This is a genomic window from Hymenobacter volaticus, from assembly GCF_022921055.1.
In the GTDB taxonomy this organism is placed as follows: Bacteria; Bacteroidota; Bacteroidia; order Cytophagales; family Hymenobacteraceae; genus Hymenobacter; species Hymenobacter volaticus.
Genome location: NZ_CP095061.1, coordinates 2,867,353 through 2,891,865, shown reverse-complemented (window position 1 = coordinate 2,891,865; position 24,513 = coordinate 2,867,353). Strand labels below are relative to the sequence as shown.

Genomic DNA, 24,513 nt, shown 5'->3' with positions numbered 1-24,513 from the left:
TTTCGTCTTGTTGCGTTAGGCAGTAGGTTGAAAGTTATTTCGTACCCTATGAATGCTCCCTCGCCGTCCCAATCTGAATCTCTCGAACAACTGCAGCATGAGCTAGCCCAGGCGCAGCAGCGCATTCGAGAGTTGGAGCAAGCCGCAGTTGCCTCCTCTACCCAAACAGCGGCCGAACCTGACATAGTACAGCTGCGCATGCTGGCCCGCATTCCTGAGCTAAACCCGAATCCATTGCTGCGCCTCAACCTGGCGGGCGAACAAGTGTATACTAACCCCGCTGCCCAGCAGCTTCGCAGTCAGCTTTCCGAGGCCGAACTCTACGAACTGCACATTCGACTTGGAAGTTTAGCAAGGCGCAGTGTGCGGCTGGGGCAGCCTCAGCAAGCTGAAGTACGGACCCGGCAATATTACTTGCAGGCCTACGTAGTGCCATTCGAGAAGGAAGATTGTGTGAACATCTACCTCGCCGACATCACGGCACGGGTGCAGGCGGAAGAAAGCCTACGGGCCAGCGAAGCACGTTTGAGGGAGCAGCAGGAGTTCACTCAGCTTGTGCTCGATACCTCCCCTAATCTTATCTACGTGCGCGATGCCGACGCCCGCGTTACGTTTGCTAACCGGGCCATGCGCGACTTCCAGCAGACCCTGGGCAATCGGGAAGACCGCGCTGCTGCCGATCCGGAAAGCCAGGAAGCCCGCGAACGAGCCCATTATGCTCGCGCCGATGCCTACGTGCTGGCCACCGGCGAAGAAGTGATAACCGAAGACCCTATCACGCTGCCTACAGGAGAGAAGCGTTGGTTTCAGAGCGTGAAGTGCCCGCTTCAGCGCCCCGATGGTACCCTTGATATATTAGGGGTGAGTACCGATATCACCGCGCTCAAACAGGCGCAGCACACGCTGACGCAAAGCGAAAAAAAGTACCGCGACTTGGTGTATTATGCGCAGGCACTGATTTGCACATACGACCTCAACGGCATAGTTCTTTCCGTGAATCCCGCTTTGGCGGCGCTGATCGGCCGGCCAAGTGCTGAACTCCTGGGCCAGCACGTTGCTACATACCTGCTGGCTGATGACCGCGAAAATTTCGATGCTCAGCTCGCGCGCATGGCAATGGAAGGTGAAGCAGAAGGCGTGATGCGGATACAGCCTGAGGGCGGTAAGGAACTGCGCTACCTCTTGTCGCGCAACTTCGTGGTGCGCCAACCAGGGCAAGCACCCTACGTGATTTCGCACTCGCATGACATAACCGACCGGGTACGGGCCGAGCAGGAAATGAAGCGGGCCCGGCAGGAAGCCGAAGCCACCGCGCGGGCCCGCGAAAACTTCCTGGCCAACATGAGCCACGAAATTAGGACCCCCATGAACGGGGTGCTAGGCATGACGGCTCAATTAGCCAAAACCCGCCTCGACGCCCGTCAGCAAGAGCTAGTTCGCATTATCCGTTCGTCGGGTCAGCACCTACTGGCCGTGCTGAACGATGTGCTCGAAATGGCTAAAATCACGGCGGGAAAACTGGAACTAGAGCAATTACCTTTCAACCTCTGCCAATCCATGGAAGCCGCTGTGCAACCCCTGGTTTTGCAAGCGCAAGAGAAAGGCTTGGAAGTGGTAGGCGTGCCGCTGCGCAATTCGTGCCCGGTGCCTTGGATAATAGGCGATGCGCACCGACTCAACCAAATCTTGATAAACCTGGTGGGCAACGCCGTGAAATTCACGTCGCAGGGGCGAATTACCATCAAGGGCGAAATGCTCAGCGAAACTGAAGATACGCTTACTGTGCGCTTTAGTGTGCAAGACACCGGTCCCGGTATCGCGCCCGAAAAGCAAGCCTACATCTTCGAGAGCTTCGCCCAAGCATACGCCGACACTGCCCGGCAGCACGGCGGCACTGGTTTAGGGCTCACCATTTCACGAGGACTCGTAGAGCAGATGGGGGGGCGACTGGTCCTGGAAAGTGAAGTAGGCAAAGGAAGCACCTTTGCTTTTACGCTGACCTTGCCTAAAGCGCCAGCCGAGGCCCTACCGTCTTCAATCGACGAAACTGTTGATACGGGCAGCCTGGCTGGCATCCGAATACTGCTCGTTGAGGACAACCACATCAACCGCACGGTGGCCCGCATGATGTTAGAGCCTTGGGGAGTGGTGCTGGAGGAAGCCACGAGCGGCCCGGCTGCCTTGACGTTGCTGGAGCAATATACCTATGATGTGGTGCTAATGGACATTCAGATGCCCGGTATGAGCGGAGTGGAGGTAACGCAACGCTTGCGAGAAATGCCCAATGCTGAGCGGGCTGCTACGCCGGTTATTGCAGTTACCGCCAATGCCTTCCGCGCTGATATAGAGCGCTATCTTGCCGGCGGCTTCAACGACTATCTGGCCAAGCCTTTCGACGAAGAAGAACTGTACCACAAAATAGAAGTGCTACTAGGTAGAACAACTACTCCAACGTACGATCTGAGTCATTTGCGGGAGCTAGCTCAGGGCCGTACCGTGTTTGTAGAGCGCTTTATTCGGTCTTTTCTCACCAACATTCCCATCAACGTACAGGAGCTACGCGCTGCCGCTGCGGCCGATAATTGGCACGAGGTAGCTCGCCTCATACACCATATCAAGCCTAATTTAATTGCCCTGGCAGTTGCTGGTACTGATGAGCCGGTCGCCATACTGGAGCGTGTACATCACACGGCGTCCGAGGCAGATCCTCTTCAATCAGAGAGCTTGAAGCAGGCGTTAAATGAGTTGTTGAAGGCGGTAGAGCAGGCGTTGCAGGAATTGCCTTCTGAGTTGTCTACAGTAGGGGGATAGAAGTTCATCAACACTGGATTCTAGAGTAAAAAAGTAGAGTGAAGACACTTGCTAATGCACGTGGTAGCAGTGAATTATAGGATTGAACAAATTCATAAATATTGCACTTTACTGTAATCTGTTTTTGTGCCTGGTTATGCCAAGCAAATGAATCCTGTGTTAGTGCTATTCGTTCGCATAGATAAACTGGCCGTTCATGTAGCAGAGACTATTGTTTAGCGAAATATTCACATAAGAGAGGCAGTAGTAGCTAGGTTTGTATCCATAACCACAAGCACAGTACTAGGTCCCAGAGCACATCATGGCTATGATTACCACTTCTTCTTTCTCTTCAAGACTGATCGACAACATTCATCGGTATTCTCGCTTCTACTTAGCAGGTTTTCTCACCATACTACTAACGGTATTGTTGCTGTTGAGCAACGCATCTGCTAGCGCAGGAACCCTTTACTAACCGCTTGCTACCACGCAGTCAATCAGGTTGTTTTTCATACTCTGTTCTTGAGGTGCGAAAAGAAACCGGCCCCAAACTCAAAACAGAGTATGGGGCCGGTTTCTTTTTAGAGGGCCTCTAAAGGCTATAAGTTGGGCAGACTTCGGAAGAATTCTTCCTGATACGATTTGCCCACTGGCACTTCGTAGGGGCCTAACACCAGCATATTGTCTTCGATAAACGAAATACGGTGCGTGTTGACAACATACGAACGGTGCACCCGCCGGAAGTGAGCAAATGGTAGGCGTTGCTCCAAGGCTTTGAGGGAAGCATACACAATGTGCTTTTGAGTGAGCGTTACAATTACTGAGTACGTCGACATCGCTTCAATATAGAGCACCTCGTCGAAGTTGAGGCGCACCAGCTTGTTGTTTACCTTCACGAAGAGTACCGAGCCTTGAGCAGGTACTTGCGCTTCGGCGCTGGGTTCAGAGGGAGGCGCTTTGGATGCGGCGCGTCGGTCGGCAGCTAAGCTCATAGCTTGGACAAAGCGTGCATACTCTACCGGTTTTACTAGGTAGTCGGCCACGCGCAGGGCGAAGGCTTCTACCGCAAAGTCGCGGTGCGAGGTAACAAGAATAACCTCGGGCTGCGGTTGGGGTAGAATTTTCACCAAGTCCAAGCCCGAAAGATGCGGCATTTCAATATCGAGCAGCAGCACATCCACCGACGGATTGGATTTGAGAAAGGCCAAGGCTTCTATGCTGCCCGAAAACGAGGCCATTAAGGTGAGAGAATCGGTGAGTTCCACAAAGTGCTCCAGCGTCAGACGATTCATTTCGTTGTCGTCGATGATAACGCAAGTGAGGCGGGAGGGAGTGGTCGGCATAGCAGATCAATAAGCTTGGCGTGCTACGTAGACCCGCTCAGAATCCATTGCGCCTGAAGTGAATCCGTAGTTCCTAAAGCAACGGGCAGGCGTGGATAGCAGGTGCAGCTACGCAGGTGGACTATTACCTAGTACGAAAAAACTGTGCCTTGGTCTGTTGTACTCTGGCTCGTACGCTCCGTTGGTAGTATCACTACACGAATAGTTCAAGCAAGGCGGGCCGTTATTGTTTCCATCAAACCCGGCAAATCCAGGTTGTCAAGCTCTGTTTTCGATAAAAAGAGCTGCCACCCCTCACCCGTTTCTTGAAATGCAGCAGGCAACGGATATTCTCCTAGCCGAGGAAATTCTGCCAAGAATTCGTCCCGGTGCAGAAATCGGGTTTGCACGGGCAAAGACTGGATGTAGTGTTTCCATTCAGTCCGCATACTGGTGTTGCCATACGTAACGGCACACAGTGAGCAGGGATAGGTCTTAGGCGACAGAATTTTGTGGAATGCGTCCATTGCCCCGTTTAAAAAGCCGCTGTCAGCATTATAAACAAACAGTAGTTCAGTCATGGGCAAAAGAGGCTGAGCACGCCTGAATTCCGGTTGGTTTTAGCTGCTCACCAAGACGATGGCAATAGCAGTGCTACGGCTTCAGACGTTTGCGGGCGGCTGGTGGAGTGAGCTTTATATACGTAGGTTGGTCACGGTCGGCAGTCAGCTTACCCGCTTGGTAATGCAGCTCTACTACCTGAATCAGGCTGCGTTTGGGGTCGATGCCGTTACTAGCGGAAGTGCGGCCAGGATGAGTGAAATAGAGCAGGAACGCTCGGTCGCCTTGCACTAGCACGTCAGGGTGGCCGCCAATAGCCTGATCGAAAGGGCCTTTGCCAGGTAATTCGAGTAGACGTTCGGGCTGGGCCTGCCACTGCTTGAGGTCCGAGGAACTGTAAACCCCCAAACCTTTCCATTTATCAATCGCCATCCAGTAGCGGCCCTGCCACTGGAATACTTTGGGGCCTTCGCCGCGCTCAGTCAAGGCTTTGCCTTTGTCTTGCCAGTGGTAGAGGTCGGGACTGTCGGCGTAATAAATGCTTTTGCCATCCCGTTCGTTGTTGTACCACATTCGCCACGTGCCATCGGGCAGCTGGTACACGCAAGCGTCAATCACTTTATCGGTAGCCAGCACCAAACTCGACTCGTACTTCCAATTCAGCAGGTCCGAACTTGTTAGGTGCAAGATGCTGCGCGCGTGATTCCAGTCGGTGAAAATGCCGGGCACGTACGTTAGAAACATGTGGTACACTCCTTTGTCTTCTATTACCTCGGGAGCCCAGTGCGTGTACTGTGGCGTGGGGCGGTAATTGATGTTGGCCGTGTCGCGGTAACGCCAAGTAGCTCCACCATCTTCTGATTCGGCAATGCCAATGCGCGTGCCATGCACCCACGTAACCCCCGCCGCCGTGGTATCAGTGGCGCGGCGGTTGGTGTAAAACATAAACCATTTCTTCTCTTTCCTATTCCAGATAACCACTGGGTCGGCGGCACCATCGTAAATCGGGTCCCGAAACAACGGCTTGGGTGCAAGTTTGCCAACCGGTTTCTGCTGCGCTTGCATAGTAGTGGGAACCAAGAGCAGCAGAAAGAGCAGGCAGCGTAGGAGAAGAAGCATCCTAACTAAGAGAATAGAGGTGACATGGGAAAAGCAATAGAGCGCCCTTTTCCACTTCCAAATAGCAGCTTCTAAGCAGCGCAGCTATCCTGTGCTCTCCTGCGGCGCTTCAACCAAGAGAGCACTTAATCGGAAGCAATGTGCTTTGTTGGCAAGCAGCGAGTTGTACTGGAGATCAAAGCAGCTTCGGCCTCCTTCACTAAATTATTTCGCTAGATAGTCCGCGTACGTTAATTGCTCATATGCTTGGCCCTGTTGCAACTGACTAGTTGGGACGCCTGTGTCGCGCCTAATTTCTCGGCGCGAGACATTATCGAAGAGCAGTAGGCCAGCGGGCGTAGCGAAGCCGAAGCCATCGGTGTAGCAATAAAACGCCGACGGCTGACGCACGGGGCGCAGCAGGTCGCGGCTCCAGCGGTAGGGGGTCGTAGGAAGGTGCAACTGTGCTAGCAGGGTGGCAACCACATCGGTCTGGGAGCCCAGGTCCGATACTACACGGCCCCGCACCTCGGGGCGTAGCGCCCCGCCGGCCAGTACCAGCGGAATCCGAAACTTAGCCGGATCTTCCACAGAATTATCGCCTGGCAGTTGATGGCCGTGGTCTGCCGCAAGTACTAGCAACGTATTGTCGTACCAGGGCTGGCGGCGGGCTTCCTGCAGAAAGCGCCCGAGGGCCCAGTCGGTATAGTATACGGAGTTGCGGAATAGCGCCGTTTCGTCGGTGCCCTTGAATTTGCGCGCAATAGGAATCTCGAACGGCTCGTGGCTGCTCAGCGTGAAAATAGTGCTAAAGAAAGGTTGCGGCTGCGAATTAAGATCCTGCAGCACCCGGTCGAACACAATATGGTCGTGGGCGCCCCACTTCGAGTTTTGCTGACTTTTAAGAAAGTCGTCGCGCTCAGTTAGTTTGTCGTAGCCAGCCGTTACGATGTAGCTTTTCATGTTGGCAAAAGCCAGTTCTCCCCATAGTAATAGTGGGAGCTATAACCGACTTGTTTCAGCGACTGACATAGGTGAGCTAGCTGTTCCGTTTTGCGCGGATACTTGATGATACTGTTGTTGGGCTGGTTAGGAAAGCCGGATAACAGCGCCACCAATCCTTTTTGGCTTCGGTCGCCGGCGGCGTATATGTTATTGAATAAAACTCCCGTGCGAGCCAGGCTATCCAAATTTGGTGTTACGCCTGACTCGCCGCCCACGCTACCCACTAACTTGGATGTGAAGCTCTCCAAGATGATGAACACCACATTGGGATGCTTGCTGCGCAACAAAGCGTGGGTCAAGGAATCGGGGGTTGCTTGAGTATAGGTATAGAGGGGCCGCACAAGGCGCGTAGCCGTCGAGTCGGGCATGAAGCGATAACGATCGGTGTTTTTATCACGCAGCCGCACAGAATTGGCGACGTTCCAAGGCAAATTGACCGCTGCGTGGTTGGCAAACGGAACAGCAGAGAAATATACGTCGCTCTGGTTAATAGGAATTTGCTGCAGGCCACCCCGCAGCGGCACAACCAGCAAAGCCGTGTAAAGCAGGCCTGCCAGCGCCGCCCGTCCACGACCAAAGCCAGCTGGTAACGGTGGTACTTTCCCTACTACCTTATTATATAGGAGTACGCCTGCCACCAAAAGTACTACCAGGGCCAACCCAAGTACCAGCAAAGGCGCACTTCCGGCAGATGCTGCCATTTCGGTAGGAGAGCTTAAATATTGCAATGGGGTAGCGTCCATCCGGAAGCCCCACACCCGGTACAGTTCCAAGTCGGCAATACTTAGTAAGGCTACCAGCAGCGCGGCTACTGCCGTATAGCTTTTAACAAGCGCCCCAAACGGAAAGCGCGGCCCAAGCAAGGAGCCCAAGATGAAGAGCGTGAAAGGAACAACGCTCAGATAGGCCGTTGTGGAAGCATCTAGCCGCAAGCCATAGCCAAATATGCCGGCAAGCGTAGGGGCCGGTAAAGCAGCTGATTTAGAGAAGTGATAGAGCAAAAACAGCGCCTTGGCTACTACGAAATAAGCTAGCCAAAACAGAAAGTAGCGCCACTGGAACTGAAATCGGTTTTTCACGGAGCAAAGGTAACGGTCATCGGCCCGGAATGGAGGGTAGCTACCCAGATTTGCGGGGGCTAGTTCCTACGGCTACCGAAACAGCTGCATGAAGTACTTTTGTCAAGTTGCGCAATCGATTCCGAAATACCCCTAAGCTCCATATTTCTATTAATTTTTCTGAAATGGTACCGATTTTAAAGGGGGTGATGATGAAAAAAGATGAATAATTGAAAAATAACTTCCGAATTTCGAAGGGTGAGTTTGGAAAAGCAAAAAATGCGCTTCACATTTGCCATCATCAAAAACGGCTCATCTTAACCTTCTCACCCTTACATGGCAATTCTTCGCTTCAAAGCACTCGAGTTAGTTGACCAGCGTAAACCGCTGATAATAGAGGGCAATGGTGAGCGTCGCTCCGACACATTCGGCAAAAATGTCTTCAATCTGGAAGCGATGCGGGCAACAATGCCCGGTGAGTACTTCAAGAAGCTACAGGCAGCCATCAAACAAAGTTCTCCAGTAGAGCATAGCGTAGCCGACGCAGTAGCTTCTGCCATGAAGACCTGGGCAATGTCGAAGGGTGCTACGCACTACACGCACTGGTTTCAGCCGCTAACCGGCGCAACGGCCGAGAAGCATGATTCGTTTTTTGATTTAAATTCGGACGGTCGTCCAATAGAAAATTTCAAAGGTTCCGCGCTGGTTCAGCAGGAGCCAGACGCTTCGTCGTTTCCAAACGGCGGCATTCGCAACACATTCGAGGCTCGTGGTTACACGGCTTGGGACCCAACTTCGCCTGCCTTTATTATCGAGACTGCCGGTGCCAAAACCCTGTGCATTCCTACGATCTTCGTGGCCTACACCGGTGAAGCACTGGACTATAAGGCGCCCCTACTGAAGTCGTTGGCGGCGCTAGAGAGAGCAGCTGTTGACGTGTGCCACTACTTCGATAAAGATGTAAGCCGCGTACACACCACGTTAGGCATTGAGCAGGAATACTTCCTGGTTGATAAGGCCCTGTATGCCGCTCGCCCTGACCTCGTCATGACTGGTCGCACGCTGTTTGGCCATGCGCCAGCAAAAGGCCAGCAGTTGGAAGATCATTACTTTGGTTCGATTCCAGCTCGGGTGCATGCCTTCATGTTAGACTTCGAAGAAGAAGCTACCAAACTTGGCGTGCCACTGCGGACCCGCCACAACGAAGTAGCGCCGCACCAGTTCGAGTGCGCTCCTACTTTCGAAGATGCCAACCTCGCCGTTGACCACAATCAACTCCTGATGGACATCATGGAGCGGACGGCTGATCGGCACAACTTCCGGGCGCTGCTGCACGAGAAGCCTTTTGCAGGCGTGAATGGCTCGGGCAAGCACAACAACTGGGCAATGAGCACCGATACGGGTGTAAACCTATTGGCCCCTGGTCGCCGCCCGAAAGAGAACTTGCAGTTCCTGGCGTTCTTCATCAGCACCATTAAGGCGGTACACACCTACGGCGAACTGCTGCGCTCTAGCATTGCTTCCGCCTCGAATGACCACCGCCTCGGTGCCAACGAAGCTCCGCCGGCTATCATGTCGGTGTTCGTGGGCTCGATGCTGGACTCGGTATTAGATGAGTTGGAGCGCACGGCCAAGCTGCCGCTCGACAAAGGCGACAACATCTACCTGAAGCTAGGTATCGACAAGATTCCGGCCATCTTGCTCGACAATACCGACCGTAACCGTACGTCGCCCTTCGCTTTCACCGGCAACAAATTCGAGTTGCGCGCCGTAGGTTCATCTGCGAACTGCTCTTCGGCTATGACGACGCTGAATGCCATTGTAGCTGACCAGCTTATCGACTTCAAAACGTCGGTAGATCAGCTCATCGATCAAGGCAAGAAGAAGGAAGTGGCAATTGTGGAAGTGCTGCGCGAGTACGTTATTAGCTCGAAGAACATTCGTTTCGAGGGCAATGGCTACTCCGACGAGTGGAAAGAGGAGGCAGCTAAGCGAGGTCTTGCTAATGTGCCCACTACACCGCAAGCTTTAGATGCGATGGTAACGGGAGATGCATTATCTTTGTTTGAGCGCCACAAGATTTTCTCACACGTCGAGTTGCACGCACGGCATGAAATTCTGCTCGAGGAGTATATCAAAAAGATTCAAATAGAAAGCCGTGTAATGGGTGATTTGGCCATCAACCATATCATTCCTACCGCGGTAGCTTATCAAACCAAGCTGATCACCAACGTACGCGGCCTGCGCGAGTTAGGCCTCGACGACGCCGATACGCAAGTAACCGTAGACACCATTAAAGCTATTTCGCGCCACATTACCATCATCAAGACCACAGTGGATGAGATGACGAATGCACGCAAAGTAGCCAACAAGATTGATGACACTCGCGAACGGGCTTTAGCCTATTGCGACAATGTCAAAGCACATTTCGACACCATTCGCCGCTCAGTTGACAAACTAGAGCTGATGGTAGCCGATGAGGACTGGCCCCTCGTGAAGTACCGCGAACTTTTGTTCCGGCACTAAACACAGGGTACAGAATCGGGCCGGAGTTGGGTGGGAATTTTCTCCGCGCATCGATTTCAAAAAAGCCGTTTCCGGGTGGGGGCGGCTTTTTTTGTTGCCTGCATATTCATGCATAAGGAAAGGGCTTCTGCGCTAGCATAGGAGCCCTTTTTAATTTTAGCGTTAAGCAGGGTTATGCACCGTTAAGCACGGACCTGCCACCAGTTTTGCCACCACTTTTTATATCCGACGGGCTGTGCGTCTGTAGATGTCTACCAGCTCCTGCTCATCAATGCCCAGGTAGCGGTTAAAACTTTTTTCGGTGGTGTGACCAGTGGCTAGCATCACCTGCCGCTGGGGTACACCCTGAAATATCTTGAGGGTGGCAAACGTCTTGCGGCCAATCTTAGAGGTAAGCTGGGTGATGCCGGCGAGCTTGGCAATGTGGGGCAGGTAGTCATCGAGCGTGGCCACTACGGGCAGGCAGGTGGGCAAGGCCTGTGGGGCGTACTTTTCTGTTAAGGCCACCGGCTTGAACACGTCGTCATCGAAATAAGGAATCGGTGGCGGCTTTGCTCCAGCGGTCGAGCACGGCATTCATTGTTTTCATTTAAAGTTAGCTTTGGTGTTACTGCCAACGTTCTTATATCAACGTCCCCTAAATATTCAGTTCTAACTAATTGCGAGCGTTGACCGTCGCCACGATTTTTCCATGTATTTACAATACCCGAGAAAATCATTGATAATGCAGTAAGTCTCTGCTGACCATCGACGATATCTCTCTTCTTCATATCATCGGTATGGCTAGTTACAATTGCACCTAAAAAGTATTCTTTCTTTTCATTATTAAGTGCACGTATAATATCATCCCATAATGTTTCTATTTGGTCAGTTGTCCATGCAAAGTCGCGTTGGTATGTAGGTACTCGATATTGGACGCCTCTTTTCAAGATTTCGCCAATAGAGTAAGCTTTCCCATCAATCTTTCTAGTTGCCATGAAGTGCAGTTCAGCTATTTAGTTCTTAGAAGTCACTAGGGTCTTTCCCAGCTTTTACAGTCATAGCTGCTTGCAAATCCTTTATTAGCAATTCGGCATCAGCAGTAGCATCGCGCCTCACCTTGTCCCACGTTTTCTTATCCCCAAAAGCCATTACTTCGCCGTCTGGCCGTTCAAGAGGCCCCGCCGAATAGACGTCTTTGGCTCCGCCAGCCTCGTGAGCGAAATCGGTCAAGATGTATTTATATCGGCCGTCTTTTAGGTAGATCGTAATGGTATGCTGCACGTAGCCAGCATTAAAGCCCCTGAGCGTAACCTTCATCACGCCTTTGCCCACTAGCCGGCCTGCTTCCTTGTCCTGCATCTGGATAACGGCATTGGCTGAGCGGTAAGTTTTCGCTAGCCATTCGTAAGCGCGGACATAAAGTTGGTCTTTGGTGGTGCCAGGCACTTCCACCACACCCTGATAGCTAATTCTCTTGGTATCTGAGTCAAAGGGTAAAACTGTGCCGTCCAGCAGCCTTGTGGGCCCATCAGGAGAAAAAAGCATGGCACTGGGAGCCAGGTAAAGGAAGCCTTGGCGCTTCACTACTAGCCAGCGTGGGGAGTAGTGGCCTACCACTGTGGCATTAGAGTTTGCTGCCAAGTGAAAGGGCACTTTGACGTCGGAAGTGTCGGCGGCGCTACGGTAAAGCGGCGCTTTTTGTGGACCTACTTGGTAAGTGCGTGCTGGTTCGGTAGCCTGAAGTTTTTGTGCCTTTGATATAACTGGTGTAGCAAGACACAGTAATAGAATAAGCTGCTCCTTATTAAATATAGTTATTGGTGTATTTTTCAATTGAAGTTGAAGTAATTGGATGAGTAATTAGCACGTGCAGTATCTAGCATTTTTACGTCCCAAAACGGTTTAGAGTCACATAGTAGGTTTGTAAAAATCTAATCTTACCAATATGGCAGAGAGCACCAAACAAGAGCTAGCCACCAGTATCAAGCATCTAGTCGAGCAACTACAAGTCGAAATGGGCAAAGCGAAAGCATCCGGTTTGACAGTAAAGCTACAGTTGCCCTCGAAGTTTTCACCCGAGCAGTCGCTTCAGGTGCGGGTGTTCAAATCAATATACTTATTAAGTAGCCGCAGCACCTCTTTGACGTCCGCAATGAGCTTGTCTTGGTCATGACCGAGAATATTCTCATTGCGGATACTCACGCCCATATCCTCCTGGAGCGTGTTGAGTTTGTTTTCGACGCGGCTGAGGTTGTTGCCAATAATAATTTGATTATCAATAATGCGTGATAGCTGCTTCGTAAGCGCCTCAAATTGTTCGTCGGTCATACAGTCTAATTAGAATTATCGCGGCTGCTACGTAGCAGCGTAATCATCTCATCCTTAGCTCGCACCAACTCACGGGTAATGTCGAGTTCGCGGGCAAGAGATAGCTTATCTTTCTCACAATCAGCCAACTTACTAGCTAGATCGTTGGTATTCGTAGACAAATTAGTGTGTCCGGTGCTCTCAGTGCCGGGCATTATTTTTTGGCGGTTGCCAGTTCCAGATACGTTGGCGAAACCCGTCTGAGAAATAGTAGCGGCTGAGGCTCCATCATCTTGAAAAAAGCTAGCCATTGGAATATCTAAAGCAGAGCTAAGCTTCTGTAGCAACTCTGTATTGAGATGCTCACTTTTATACAGTTTGTACACATAATTTAAACTCACATCTATAGCAGCTGCTAAATCTGCCGGCTTAAATCCTCTTTTTTGAGCGAATTGTTCAATCCTTTTACCTAGCAGCAACATTTTGTTCTATTTGCCAAAAATTATTAGTTAAAAAGTTTTTACTATTTGACAAATATGATACATTTGTCGTGTTACTATTGCTCAAATCTGTAAAAATCAGCCCTGAAAATCAAAAAGTAGAGGGCATTTTTTGAAAAATCGAATGGAGCCCAAGAACCGATTATCAGAAATTTTCGCCGATTTAGGGGTTGTCGAAATTCGCTTCTCCAAGGAGCAACTTGAAAAATGGGGCATGACCTCACACCGTTTCAACCAGTTAGTGGCTAACAGCGGCCGACTTGGTATGACGGTAGGTGAGACCAAACACTTGCGCGATTGGCTCCAGCAGCATTTCAAAGGTAAGAGTGCCTATCTCTTCGCGGACGAGCTGCCACCCGCTTTACTGGCCGGCCACCAGCAGCAACTGCCTTTGGCTACAGCAGCTCGCTAAGGCCATGAAAACGTCTATCCCTGCTCAAGGGTCCGCAGCTACGACTGCAGGGTCCCGGAATCTTGCGCTCGTTTTTGCCCTGTTAGTGCGCAGTACGGAGTGCTGGGCACAAGTACTAAAATGCCGCCTTTTCATCTTCTACCTCCAGTAAGCTATGACGCCGCAAGAGCTAGTCACGGTCGACCACCTGGAAAAATGCCTCGAGCAGTTGGCCCAACGCCTGTTGGCGGTGCCGACTAGGGGAGGTGTGACTTCAGCTCCGCCGCGTCTGCTCAGCATCGAGGATGCCATGAGCGAGTGCGACGTGAGTCGCGCTACCGTGCAGCGCTGGATGAAGATCGGCAAGGTCGGTCGGCACGGCGGCACGATCACGCTCCAGGCATTCTTCTTCTCACCCGATAAGCCCCGTATCCCGTGGCCCGCTCTCGCAGCGTATGGGCAGTGAGGTGGTCTAGCTATGCTGGACACAATTAGGACGTGGTGTGAAGTTGCGTTTCAAAGTGGTTGGGGGCCAGATAACCGAGTGAAGAATGCCGTCGTTCGGCGTTATAGTAGGCGATGTGATGGCTGATTTCAAGCTTGGCTTCGGCCAAGCCGGGGAAACTGCCGCCGTCGAGTAATTCAGCCTTGAAGCGGCTCCAAAAGGATTCAGCATGAGCAGTATCGTAGCAGTTGCCCCGCCGGCTCATGCTTTGCTGCGCGCCGTGTTTGGCGACCAGGGCTTGGAAGCGCGTGGCCGTGTACTGGCTGCCCTGGTCGGAGTGCACGATAAGTCCGACCGGTGGGCGGCGCACGGCTAGGGCGCGGCGTAGGGCCTCGCTGACCAAGTCTTCCGGCATGGTGTCGCGCACGTCCCAGCCCACAATCTTGCGCGAGCAGCGGTCCAGCCAGACGGCCAAGTAGAGCCAGCCCCCGCCCTGCCGGGGCAAGTACGTGATGTCACCCACCTACACTCGGTTGGCGGCAGTGGGGCCGGCTGGCCGAGCAAGCGGTTGGGCGCGGCGCGCACGGCCGGGTCCGAGTCGGTGGTGCGGGGCACGAAGCAACGGGGCTGTTGGGCGCGCAGCCCGTGGGACTTGAGCACACGGCGAATGCGCCAGCGGCCCACCGCGTGGCCCTGGGCTTGCACTTCGGCGCGCAGCCGGCGCGTGCCGTAGCGCTGGCTGTGGTCGGTAAACGCCTCGCGCACCGCCACTTGCCAGGCTGGCTCGACCACTAGTCGCGGTCGGCGACGCTGCCACGCATAGTAGGCGGCCGGCGCCACGCGTAGCACTTGACAAAGCTGGCGCACCGGCACCTGGCTGGCCCGCTGAGCGATGTAGCGGTAGGTGCTCACGGGGTTGGCTGGCTGAAGATGACCAAGGCTTTTTTTATATGTGTCAGAGCAGAGAAGGAAAGCGTAAGGCAGAGACTAGGAAAAAGCACCTGAGGTGAGATGTAAGGCATTACTTGTGTGTAACTAAGAATATAACGAGTTATTGACTCTTCTAAATCAAGGAGAAGCTTATCCATTAATAACTTCTGCTCTTGTCCGAGAAGTAAAGCTTATCCTATGTTCGTCCATCCGCCGTAAAGATGGCTGCTGAGAAGGAAAAGGGAGGAGTAAGATTCGGATTTTATGGAGCCCGAGAGCTCGTTTAACATGACAATCCCCTCCTTTTTCTAAGGCCATTCTGGACAGTTCCGTGAGGCCACAGAGCCTGTATTAGGATAAGAAAAGACGCCCTAGAAGTCCTTTTTAGCTCTTTTTCATTTCTTTCCCCTTTGGTATGGATCCTCAAGTAGTATCTCGCCCAATCGTCGGCATCGACGTGAGCAAAGCGACGCTGGCCGTGTGTTACCTGCGGCAAGAACAGGTCCAGCACCTAGAAATCAGCAACAGCAAAGCCGGTTTTCAGCACCTGATAAAGGCCTGTGGTACCCACTGCCTGTTTGTGCTGGAAGCTACCGGCACCTACAGTCTGGCGGTCGCTTACTACCTACATGAACAGGGTGGCCACGTAGCGGTGCTCAATCCGCTCGTGATCCGCCGCTTCATCCAGATGCATCTGAGCAAAGGCAAAAGCGACCGCAAAGATGCCCAGTAGCTCTTGCGCTATGGCCAGCAGCAGGCTGTCACGATCTGGCAGCCCGATGAACAGGTGTTGGTCGAGTGCCGGCAACTCGAACAAGTCAGCGAGCAGTTGCTCAAGCAGAAAACCATGGTCAGCAATTCCTTAGAGGCCTTGCAGCAACAGCCCATCATCAGTACGCTCGCCGTGAAACGGCTGCAACAGCTGCTGAAAGCCCTTACAGGGCAGTTGCAAGCGGTGGAGGCCGAATTGCTCGCGTTACTTGAGCAGCGTTTTCAGACAGAAATGGCCTTGTTGTGCTCCATTCCCAGCATCGGCCGCAAAACGGCCGGCCTGCTCCTCTTGTTTGCGGGTGGTTTCATGCGTCTGGACAACTACCGCCAACTCATTGCCATGGCGGGCCTTTCACCTCGGGAGCACAGCTCCGGTACCAGCATCCGCGGCAAAGTACGCATCACCAAGATGGGTGGGGCCTTAATCCGGACTAAGCTCTTCATGTGCAGCTTCTCGGCAAAGAAGTCAAATGCGGCGTGTCAAGCCCTTTTCGACCGCCTCGTGGCGAAAGGCAAGAATAAGAAGTTGGCCTTGATTGCCGTCTGCAACAAGCTGCTTAAGCAAGCTTTCGCCATTGTCAGATCGGGGGTGCCCTATCACGCAGAATTCACTTCTAAACTGGCCCTCAACCTTTGACTTTCAACACAGTTCGTGTTAACCTGAACATGGTAAAAGAAGGTGTTCAGATTATCTACTGAAAAATGCCCCCGAAAAACCGCCTTATAGAGGGCGTTTTCGGGGGTGGGAATAGTCTTCGAATTACAGATCTTTTTGGAACAGTAGAACGCTTCAACAGGCCTTGTAGAATGAATTTTAGAGCCTGCTGCGTAGGTGCTAAAACTGACCAAAATATGTTTCTAATTTGTTGTTAAAATGGCCGCCATGTGTATGTAAACAGTCAGAATAGGCACAACAGGCAGTACAAACGTTGCTATATCGTAGTGCTTTTCGTTAGACTAACGGGTGGCTCTACGAGTGCGCAACTGGACCCTATAGAGACTAGCAAATTCTCTATTAGGGGATAAAGACCGCTGGTAGACAGGGTAGAGTTTGCTGGTGGAAGAAAGACGGTGTCGTTGCGCATATACTCGCAAATACAAGGCAAACGCATCCTGCATTATCCAGATAGCACTCGGATTAGTCGCTAATCGATTCAGGCTTTCCTCGAAATCGCGGGTGCCTGTCAGGTGCTTCCGTAAGGGAGGGAGGGAGGGTTCCAGCGCGAGCCATCCCATTAGAGTAACTACCGGGGAATCAGATAATTCATAGGTCTTAAAAGGGGATAGGTAAATATAAGCCCATTCCACTCCCCCAGCGACCAATATATGGTGTTTCGCCACCGCATATACCTGGCTCATATAGGCCTCATTCTGTGTTTGTCGCTGGTGATACATCCGGCTTTGACGCCACACTTTGACGCTGGTTAATAAAAAAGCCAAACAAAGAATCCACTGCCACGCCCTGCTAAAGCGTAACAACCCGGGGCTGCGTTGCATCACATAAAGTAAGGAGTTCACCGTCCAGATACTAAACAGAGGCGATGCTAGCCGTTGTGGTAGTTTCAGGAAAGCAATTAAAAATAATAGCAAAGCAGTAAAAGCGACTTGTGCGGCCCAGAATTCCCCATGCTCTCGCCAAGGGTTCTGTAGAAGCAGCCAGACTCCTAGTAGCACCGGAAAAAGGATGAGCCACTGATAATACTCCCGCAACATATAATAGGAGGCCCGCGCTTTCCGAGGCAATGTGTGGTGCAAAAAAACGGCCTGATCAAACTGCAGGCTATGCTTAAAGAGTCGTTCATTAACTAGAGTGGAATCACCCAAAGCCCAGTTGTCTACGGAAAGAAGCCCTAAGCTGTCCGCGACCGATAGAGGGCGTGGCTGATAGAGCTGGTAATCAGAATAGCTAACGAGTTGTATATCCACCTGGCGATACGATTTCTCGATAGCTGAGTAATTGGCCGACATAATGCCAGTGGCAATCGCCATCAGGGCAACAGCGCTTGTAATCGGAACCGCCGCCTGAAACCCGGCGAGCCACCAGGCGCCGGGGAGGGCAACCACCAAACCTAGTATCGCCGCACTGGGCCGGATGGCCCACCCAATAGCGACCACCAACAAAGCGAGAAGTAAAGACCATCGACTATCTCGCCGGCTAGCCGCATATAAGATCCCTGTTCCTGCTAATAATAAAGGGAGGCGAGTATAATTCATGAGAAGGGCGGTCTCCTGCCAGGCAAACCAATAGATGGCAATTAGACAGGTGGTAAGTCCTAGTAAGGACAGGTAGGACGCCAACAAATCAACCAATGTTTGGTAGACCAGTACCAGGCTTCCATATAGTAGCAGATAAAGCAGTACGCCATACCACGGGAAGCTGGGCAGTAGGTGATAGAGCCTAGCCAATAGATAGGATAAGCCATGAAAGTACAAATGCATATTAGTAACAGGGGCTAAAGCTGTTTCGCCGCGAATTACTTGACTGATCGCCACATCATCGTTCGACTCGTAATAGCAGCCTAAAATGATCCTAGTAAGCAGAAGTAATAGCGCGGGTAAAGCCCACACTAACAATAGGGTGATGGTATTTTTAGTTTTGCTCATACTAGCTACTTAGGAAGCCCGGCTTGAAATTAGCCATACCATGTGGGCTACTCTAATGCCAAGTGATCCTCTGCCTTTAGCCATTACTTGCAGAAGCTGCGTATCTTTCTCTGCCCTAATGGAAGAGCTAAGAATTATAGAGTAGCTAATTCAGTGGAGGGGAGAGAGTTTGTTGAACGGTTCGTAGCCATTCTAAGGCCTCAACAGCATTGTCGAAGATGCGCATTTGCAGCTTCTCATCAATGCCGGTGTGCAGGTTGTGCGCTGAGAAAGCGGCGAAGGATTCTACACTTACTACATGAGCAAAATGCGTAAGGCCGCTTTGAATAGCTCGCGGAGCCCAATCGGTGGTAAGCCATTCTAGGGCATGGTCCCAAGGGCCAACTACTTTGCTGTTATCGTTGAGCATATAAGGGCAGTGGTGCTCCTCAATAATCGTCAAGCAGGTATTAGCCCCACCTACAATGCCAGCGTAGGTCTGATATCCAATCCAATTATTGTAAACAACATTCATTGCCTTTAAGTACTCAATAGTGAGGTAGACCTCACCAAATGCATTACGTATTTCTGTCTTCATGCTGCTGAGAGCTAGACTTTTACCAAGCAAGTGAAAAAAGAACGTAATGTGTACTGTTTACCTTTTCTCCGTCAGAATATTACTATAAACGAAAGCACTGTAGCATTCACGGTCAGTTAGCTACCCAGCAGTTTACAAAGATTTATATGAGCTGCACTTCAACTACTTATCCTTTTCGGGAGCAGAATCAACCGCAATTATTAGAGCTTACTGCGGCAATGGTACTTTAGTCTTCAATATTGCGCGTTAAGTATCGTGTCATTAAGCCGCCCAAAAACCCCGAGCCAGCCAATTGAAACAAATGGTCGATAAAATCGAGTTGCTCTTTCGTGAGCCAGAACTGGTCGGGCGGCAGGAAAACGTGGCAGGCCCGGATTATCAACCCAACCAGCAGAATGATGCCTGCCACTACCAACAAAACCAGCAGAACCCAGTGCAATAGATTGCGGGCTTGCTGGTCGCGGCGATGCTTGCCTTTGCGCTTATCTTCTTCAAACCAATCCTTTTCCTGCTCGGCAGCTTGCAGGGCCCGCGGCGGGTCGGACGTTTTTCAGCCTGAATGGCGCTGAGGTCGGGGGTGGGTTTGGGGTTAGGCGACGTTGGCACTCGCTAACATATGGTAGTGCGACTGAATAGCATCGTTGGCAATCGGAACGGCTCGGTTAACTTTGCCGCCTTTGTTGTGCCACGTATCAAACCAAGGAGTGCGTTCCTGGTGCGTCAAGGCCGATAATTCAACCGCTGAGTAGTCTTTATACTCTTCCCAAACTTTGTCGAGGAAGGCGGCTAGTTCTGGTTTGCTGATGCTGTAGTAAACACTCTGGCCGTTGGGACTTAGCATGCCGGCTGGCTCCGTGATAGGAGCGCCCCCATACATCTTGAACTTGTCGTAAACTGAGGGTATAACGGGCCCGTATTTCCAAGCCTGTACAGCCTCGGCAATGAGGGGCTCGCCAGTTAAACCTAAGTACCAGCCATGCGCCACATATACCAACTTCACTAGCTTCATGGGCGTGACAGGAATGCCCGAGTCCAATGACTTCCTGACGAAGTAATTAGCTACTGCAACTGCATTTTCCATGAGAAGGGGATTGATTTAAAAGCAAGTAAATATATCGCCAAACACGAAGGTATATACGAACAATTCCAAAAAGGTACAAGCTATTGTTATTTAATTCATACTTAAGCTTCTATAATTTTGGTTTCGTTACTTGAAAACGATTAGTACGAGTTTTATGAAGTTATAGTAGTTACTACTACTTTGCTTTCACGGCGGAGAAACTAAAAACGCTGCCCCTAACTGTCTCTCAAGTGAGAAGTAGTTGGGGGCAGCGTGTTGTTATTCGGTGACTCGCTTATGCTTGAATGAACAACGTTTTAACTCCTACAAATAGACAGCAAGAGTTAGGATTGTTACTTACAAAAGCCTTTGCATAAACTCGTCCTGAAAGTCGTTGGCGAAATGCAGTACATTTTGCAGATGAATAAATTCGGAGGGTTGATGGGTGGTTGTTAGTACAACGGCTTGCATACCGGCGTTTTGGGCGGCTTCGGCACCCTTGGGTACATCTTCAAAAACGACGCAGTCGGCAGGCGAAACGTCTAGCAATTCGGCGGCTTTGAGGAAGGTTTCGGGGTGAGGTTTGCTCAATACCACATCATCGGCGCTGACAATGGCTTTGAAATAGTGCCGGATATGTAAGTTGTCGAGCACAAAATCGATATTAAAAGGAATAGCCGCCGAACCAATAGCCATCGGAATACGACGCTGATGGGCCTTTTCTAGAAACTCGTGGAGACCGGGCAACAGCTGCAGATGCGGAAGAAATTCTTCTTGGTAGCGCTGTTCTTTGGCAACGGACAGGTCTTGCATTTCCTGCTCCGTGAATCTCTCGGGTCCGAACATTCTCACCAATACTTCTTGGTTTTTGCCGTACATCTGTGGCTTAACTTCTTCCCACGTGAAATTCCCGCCAAGGTCGTGGTTGAGAATTTGTTGCCAAGCTCGGGTATGGTATTCCATGTCGTGGATCATGGTGCCATTCAAATCGAAGATAAAGCCTTTCATAGCGGAGGTAAGAAGGAAAAAATGCCTGCAAACCTACCATGCAACCAGCACAAATGTTGTTGGAACATGGTTTTCGTCTGGTGTTAGAGCGAGTATTTGCTGTGTTTATTAACCGTATGAACAGTAATAAACACGAGCGAATATCTTAAATCACCACCTCGTATGGTGGCTGCTACAGGGTGAGCCGCGCAATACTAGCCGTTCGACTGCGAAGTCTTAGTTGATACCTTTTTGTTGTTGGGGCTACTGCTACGAGTGGAATTAGGGAGTTTTACCTACGCTTCGGATTACGATAGTGGCTGTAGGAGCATAGACGAGTAGGTTAAGGATTTTTGTAGTTTGCTTGCGCTTCACCAAAGGCCGATAGTACGGTAGCTTTTGGTGGCAATACAACGTCCTACTTGCTTTACTTGCTCTAATGACTCGACAATCGTATTCGCGCCGCAGTTTTCTCAAGAACACCGGGCTGGGCTTGGTGGTGGCTTCTTTCTCTGTGTTTGGTTGCGCCCGTGTTGCGCCCGTCACCGATGCACCAGGATACCTGGTGTACATCGGTACCAATATCAATTCAGAAACTGATAATACGATTTTCTTGTACCGCCTCAATCCTTCTACGGGCGCCCTCACGCAAGTCAGTGGGCTGAAAGGAGGCGCCAGCCCGACCTATCTGACCCTGGATGCCAAGCGGCAACACTTGTACGCCGTCAATGAAACCAATACGTTTCGGGGGGCGCCAAGTGGAGCAGTCAGTGCTTTTGCCGTTGACCCCAAGACCGGGGGCCTAACGCTGCTCAGCCAGGAACCTTCGCAGGGGCTTCGCCGTGCTACATTAGCCTCGACCGCACCGAAAAAGCGGTGATGGTGGCCAATTACATGGGCGGCAACGTGAGCGTATTGCCCGTGCAAACCGATGGACGGGTGGGGGCGCCCACCGCCATGGACCAGCACCAAGGCAGCGGACCGCACAAAAACCAAAACGTGCCGCACGCCCACTGCATCCTCCCGGACCCGGCCAACAAGTACAGCTTTTCTGTGGACCTCGGCACCGACAAGGTGTACGGCTACCAACTGGACCCCGCGACGGGCAAGCTTACCAACAACCCCGCACCCGCTTTCACTACCAAACCCGGCGCGGGACCCCGCCACCTCACGTTTCACCCCAACGGCCGCAACGCCTACCTTATCAACGAGTTAAACTCCACGGTGACAGCCTTGGCCTATGACGCCAGCAAGGGCACTTTCAGCGAAATACAAACTCTCTCGACGCTGCCCGCTGACTTCGTAGGCGACAATTCCTGCGCCGACATTCACGTTTCGCCCAACGGCAAGTTTCTGTACGCATCCAACCGGGGTCACAACAGCATCGCCGTATTCGCCATCGACAACAACAGCAACCTCACCCTGATCCAGCACGAAAGCACCCAGGGCAAAACACCGCGCAATTTCACGCTCGATCCGGCTGGGCGCTTATTGTTGGTAGGTAATCAGAATTCCAACAACGTTTTTACCTACCACGTCGACCAGAAATCAGGCAAATTGCGTCCCACTGGTCAGTCCATCGAGATTCCCTCGCCGATGTTTTTGTTTGTTACGGCTGACTTTACGCAGGGCGGCAAGTAAGGCAGGTAGGCAAGCAAGACTAGCATGGAGGTAATGCCTATCCTACTGCGCTAGCCCGAGCATTTGACGTGCTATGCTACTAAAGCTGAGCTAAAAGGCTGATTCTCGGTATCTAGCCAGGAAGCGTTAGGGGCGGCTAACCTACCCTTAACGCCTCATACGAACGTCATGCTGAGCGCAGCCGAAGCATCTCGCGTGCTGACGTTGCATTGCTAGCTCAACGATACGAGCGAGATGCTTCAATAAGCGCAATAGGACGTTCGTGTGAGTTGTTGCTTTTTATTTAAGCGGGTAACTGACGCGGTGGCTCGGTGTCGTCATCTTCCAGAACCTGCGCACCCGTGCCGTGGTCAGGAACGAGGCGTTTCCAGACAGTTTGCTTTAGCTCTTCGAGACGCAGCAAACTGTCTTGCACGGTGGGGTTGGCGCGGAGCTTGTCGAAAAGGCCAGTGCGCTGCCCGACTTTCACCATCTGTTCGAGCACGAAGGGCAAAATCCAGCCAATTACGTTGGAAGCCAGCGCCCCGCGCAAGCCTAGGCGTACCAGCAGCCGAGCCGTCATGCGTTCCAGCAGCAGGGCACGAGCGGCAGGCAAGGCCTTGTCAGTGAGAAAGTCGGCGACGAGCTTGGCATTGCCTTTCTTGACTTCCGCCCGCAACACTTCCTGAATGGACTCGAGGGCCGAGGCGGCGGCTTTTTGGAACAGTCGGCCGGTTTGCCAGGCCGCCATACCCGTTAGTTGGCCGGCAGTGCGAAAGAGTTGGGGGAGTAGAGTCAGCTTCTTCATTGAAGGCAAGAAACGGAAAATGCAGCAGGAAAGCAGCGCGGAGCTTTTGCTTCGCGTAGTACTGACCGTTGCTGCCACCGCTACAGTGCCTTGCAGTCACTATTGTCCGCTACTTTTCTACTATGAACGCTATTGTCATCACCCAACCCGGTGGCCCCGACGTGCTACGCCTAGAAGCACAACCCACGCCAGAACCTGCCGCCCACGAAGTGCTAATCCGAGTACACGCCGCTGGCGTCAACCGCCCCGACGTGCTGCTTCGGCAAGGCAAATACGCCGGCTCGGGCGACGTAAGCGGCAGCGTGCCCGGTCTGGAAATAGCGGGCACGGTAACGCAGTGCGGTGCCGACGTCACGCGCTGGCAACCCGGCACCGAAGTGTGCGCCTTGCTGGCTGCTGGGGGCTACGCCGAGTATGCGGTAGTAGATGCCCGTCACTGCCTACCTGTGCCAACCGGCTGGAGCTTTGTAGAAGCCGCTAGCTTGCCTGAAACGGTGTTTACAGTTTGGCATAACGTGTTTCAGCGCGGACAATTACAACCCGGCGAAACGCTGTTAGTACACGGCGGAAGCAGCGGCATAGGTATTACGGCCGTGCAGCTAGCTCATGCACTTGGTAGCCGCGTGGCGGCTACGGTAGGCGGCACCGCCAAAGCCGAAGCCGTACGGGCGTTAGGGGCCGATACGGTAGTCAACTACAAAGAGCAAGATTTCGAGGAAGTGGTGCAGGCTATGGGTGGGGCCGATGTGGTGCTGGACATGATAGGCGGCGACTACACGCCCAAAAACCTGCGCCTGCTCCGCGACGACGGCCGCTTGGTGTTCATCAACGCCATGCAGGGTGGCACCGCCGCCTTCAATGCGCTGGAGGTGATGCGCCGCCGCCTGACCATCAGTGGCAGCACGTTGCGTCCCCGCTCCGCCGATTTCAAGGCAGCGCTAGCGGCGGAAGTGGAGCGCAGTGTATGGCCGCTGCTTCATAACGGCAAGTTTAGACCCGTTATTTACCGCACGTTTCCGTTGGCGGAAGCAGCGGCGGCTCACCACCTTCTGGAAAGCAGTGAGCACATTGGCAAGATAGTGCTGACCGTGGGCGCATAGCCTTGGCTTACGGAACTTGTTCGCGCATTGCAGGTCCTGATCGAGAAATGAAATACTTTCTAAATGAGATG

General features: G+C 52.2%; 24 protein-coding genes and 2 pseudogenes. 8 read left to right on the top strand and 18 right to left on the bottom strand.

Annotated elements, in window-relative coordinates; all coding sequences use genetic code 11:
• Positions 1–48: 48 nt before the first annotated feature.
• Positions 49–2,811, top strand: coding sequence for a PAS domain-containing hybrid sensor histidine kinase/response regulator (locus tag MUN86_RS12605; protein WP_245118248.1), 2,763 nt, complete (start codon positions 49–51; stop codon positions 2,809–2,811).
• Between the two features lie 578 nt (positions 2,812–3,389).
• Here the strand turns inward: MUN86_RS12605 and MUN86_RS12600 are convergent.
• The 5 genes from MUN86_RS12600 to MUN86_RS31200 all read right to left on the bottom strand — a co-directional run bounded on the left by MUN86_RS12600 (position 3,390) and on the right by MUN86_RS31200 (position 7,855).
• Positions 3,390–4,133, bottom strand: a complete 744-nt coding sequence (locus MUN86_RS12600; protein WP_245118246.1) for a LytR/AlgR family response regulator transcription factor — start codon at positions 4,131–4,133, stop codon at positions 3,390–3,392.
• A gap of 206 nt (positions 4,134–4,339) precedes the next feature.
• Positions 4,340–4,693: a hypothetical protein gene (locus MUN86_RS12595; protein WP_245118244.1), complete on the bottom strand. Its 354-nt coding sequence runs from the start codon at positions 4,691–4,693 to the stop codon at positions 4,340–4,342.
• Positions 4,694–4,766: 73 nt separating this feature from the next.
• Positions 4,767–5,792, bottom strand: a complete 1,026-nt coding sequence (locus MUN86_RS12590; RefSeq protein ID WP_245118243.1) for a glycoside hydrolase family protein — start codon at positions 5,790–5,792, stop codon at positions 4,767–4,769.
• Between the two features lie 204 nt (positions 5,793–5,996).
• Complete coding sequence (locus MUN86_RS31205; protein ID WP_280640518.1) at positions 5,997–6,734, bottom strand: LTA synthase family protein; 738 nt, start codon at positions 6,732–6,734, stop codon at positions 5,997–5,999.
• Positions 6,731–7,855 carry an LTA synthase family protein gene (locus MUN86_RS31200; RefSeq protein ID WP_280640517.1) on the bottom strand — a complete coding sequence of 375 codons (1,125 nt, stop codon included), beginning with the start codon at positions 7,853–7,855 and terminating at the stop codon, positions 6,731–6,733. The genes MUN86_RS31205 and MUN86_RS31200 overlap by 4 nt, the downstream gene beginning before the upstream one ends.
• Before the next feature lie 315 nt (positions 7,856–8,170).
• On the opposite strand from MUN86_RS31200, the gene MUN86_RS12580 reads away from it, so the two are divergent.
• Positions 8,171–10,360, top strand: coding sequence for a glutamine synthetase III family protein (locus MUN86_RS12580; RefSeq protein WP_245118242.1), 2,190 nt, complete (start codon positions 8,171–8,173; stop codon positions 10,358–10,360).
• A gap of 219 nt (positions 10,361–10,579) precedes the next feature.
• Here the strand turns inward: MUN86_RS12580 and MUN86_RS12575 are convergent, their stop codons facing one another.
• The 5 genes from MUN86_RS12575 to MUN86_RS12555 all read right to left on the bottom strand — a co-directional run bounded on the left by MUN86_RS12575 (position 10,580) and on the right by MUN86_RS12555 (position 13,131).
• Entirely contained in the window at positions 10,580–10,867 is a 288-nt protein-coding gene (locus MUN86_RS12575; protein WP_245118240.1) for a site-specific integrase, read from the bottom strand.
• Complete coding sequence (locus MUN86_RS12570) at positions 10,858–11,337, bottom strand: DUF262 domain-containing protein (RefSeq protein ID WP_245118238.1); 480 nt, start codon at positions 11,335–11,337, stop codon at positions 10,858–10,860. Before MUN86_RS12570 ends, MUN86_RS12575 begins: the two co-directional genes overlap by 10 nt.
• Before the next feature lie 25 nt (positions 11,338–11,362).
• Positions 11,363–11,983, bottom strand: coding sequence for a DUF4468 domain-containing protein (locus tag MUN86_RS12565; protein WP_245118236.1), 621 nt, complete (start codon positions 11,981–11,983; stop codon positions 11,363–11,365).
• A gap of 447 nt (positions 11,984–12,430) precedes the next feature.
• A complete protein-coding gene (locus MUN86_RS12560; RefSeq protein ID WP_245118234.1) occupies positions 12,431–12,670 on the bottom strand; it encodes a hypothetical protein in 240 nt (79 codons plus the stop codon).
• Positions 12,671–12,675: 5 nt separating this feature from the next.
• The gene (locus MUN86_RS12555; protein WP_245118232.1) at positions 12,676–13,131 is read right to left on the bottom strand and encodes a helix-turn-helix domain-containing protein; all 456 of its coding nucleotides are present in this window, start codon (positions 13,129–13,131) and stop codon (positions 12,676–12,678) included.
• Between the two features lie 142 nt (positions 13,132–13,273).
• Between MUN86_RS12555 and MUN86_RS12550 the strand changes: the two genes are divergently transcribed.
• Both MUN86_RS12550 and MUN86_RS12545 read left to right on the top strand, forming a co-directional pair.
• Positions 13,274–13,561 carry a hypothetical protein gene (locus MUN86_RS12550; protein WP_245118230.1) on the top strand — a complete coding sequence of 96 codons (288 nt, stop codon included), beginning with the start codon at positions 13,274–13,276 and terminating at the stop codon, positions 13,559–13,561.
• A 247-nt stretch (positions 13,562–13,808) separates the two neighbouring features.
• Positions 13,809–14,006, top strand: coding sequence for a helix-turn-helix transcriptional regulator (locus MUN86_RS12545; RefSeq protein ID WP_245118228.1), 198 nt, complete (start codon positions 13,809–13,811; stop codon positions 14,004–14,006).
• Positions 14,007–14,031: 25 nt separating this feature from the next.
• Here MUN86_RS12545 and MUN86_RS12540 read toward each other — a convergent pair whose 3' ends face one another.
• Positions 14,032–14,508 (bottom strand): IS3 family transposase, encoded by a 477-nt coding sequence (locus tag MUN86_RS12540; RefSeq protein ID WP_245118227.1) that lies wholly within the window; start codon positions 14,506–14,508, stop codon positions 14,032–14,034.
• A gap of 158 nt (positions 14,509–14,666) precedes the next feature.
• Positions 14,667–14,750, bottom strand: a pseudogene (locus MUN86_RS32385) (hypothetical protein); the annotation flags it as partial.
• 580 nt (positions 14,751–15,330) lie between these two features.
• Here MUN86_RS32385 and MUN86_RS12530 point away from each other — a divergent pair.
• Positions 15,331–15,648, top strand: a complete 318-nt coding sequence (locus MUN86_RS12530) for an IS110 family transposase (RefSeq protein WP_245118225.1) — start codon at positions 15,331–15,333, stop codon at positions 15,646–15,648.
• A gap of 3 nt (positions 15,649–15,651) precedes the next feature.
• A complete protein-coding gene (locus MUN86_RS12525) occupies positions 15,652–16,323 on the top strand; it encodes a transposase (RefSeq protein ID WP_245118224.1) in 672 nt (223 codons plus the stop codon).
• Between the two features lie 320 nt (positions 16,324–16,643).
• On the opposite strand, the gene MUN86_RS12520 is transcribed toward MUN86_RS12525, so the two are convergent.
• From MUN86_RS12520 to MUN86_RS12500, 5 genes are all read right to left on the bottom strand, one after another.
• A complete protein-coding gene (locus MUN86_RS12520; protein ID WP_245118223.1) occupies positions 16,644–18,290 on the bottom strand; it encodes a hypothetical protein in 1,647 nt (548 codons plus the stop codon).
• A 145-nt stretch (positions 18,291–18,435) separates the two neighbouring features.
• Positions 18,436–18,867, bottom strand: a complete 432-nt coding sequence (locus tag MUN86_RS12515) for a hypothetical protein (RefSeq protein ID WP_245118222.1) — start codon at positions 18,865–18,867, stop codon at positions 18,436–18,438.
• Positions 18,868–19,093: 226 nt separating this feature from the next.
• On the bottom strand, positions 19,094–19,306 hold the full coding sequence (locus tag MUN86_RS12510) for a hypothetical protein (protein WP_245118221.1): 213 nt from the start codon (positions 19,304–19,306) through the stop codon (positions 19,094–19,096).
• A 150-nt stretch (positions 19,307–19,456) separates the two neighbouring features.
• A complete protein-coding gene (locus MUN86_RS12505; RefSeq protein WP_245118220.1) occupies positions 19,457–19,948 on the bottom strand; it encodes a Panacea domain-containing protein in 492 nt (163 codons plus the stop codon).
• A gap of 336 nt (positions 19,949–20,284) precedes the next feature.
• The gene (locus MUN86_RS12500) at positions 20,285–20,935 is read right to left on the bottom strand and encodes an HAD family hydrolase (RefSeq protein ID WP_245118218.1); all 651 of its coding nucleotides are present in this window, start codon (positions 20,933–20,935) and stop codon (positions 20,285–20,287) included.
• A 418-nt stretch (positions 20,936–21,353) separates the two neighbouring features.
• Here MUN86_RS12500 and MUN86_RS32380 point away from each other — a divergent pair.
• Positions 21,354–22,555, top strand: a pseudogene (locus MUN86_RS32380) (lactonase family protein).
• 283 nt (positions 22,556–22,838) lie between these two features.
• Here the strand turns inward: MUN86_RS32380 and MUN86_RS12485 are convergent.
• On the bottom strand, positions 22,839–23,342 hold the full coding sequence (locus MUN86_RS12485; protein WP_245118212.1) for a hypothetical protein: 504 nt from the start codon (positions 23,340–23,342) through the stop codon (positions 22,839–22,841).
• 122 nt (positions 23,343–23,464) lie between these two features.
• On the opposite strand from MUN86_RS12485, the gene MUN86_RS12480 reads away from it, so the two are divergent.
• On the top strand, positions 23,465–24,442 hold the full coding sequence (locus MUN86_RS12480; RefSeq protein WP_245118210.1) for an NAD(P)H-quinone oxidoreductase: 978 nt from the start codon (positions 23,465–23,467) through the stop codon (positions 24,440–24,442).
• Positions 24,443–24,513: the final 71 nt, after the last annotated feature.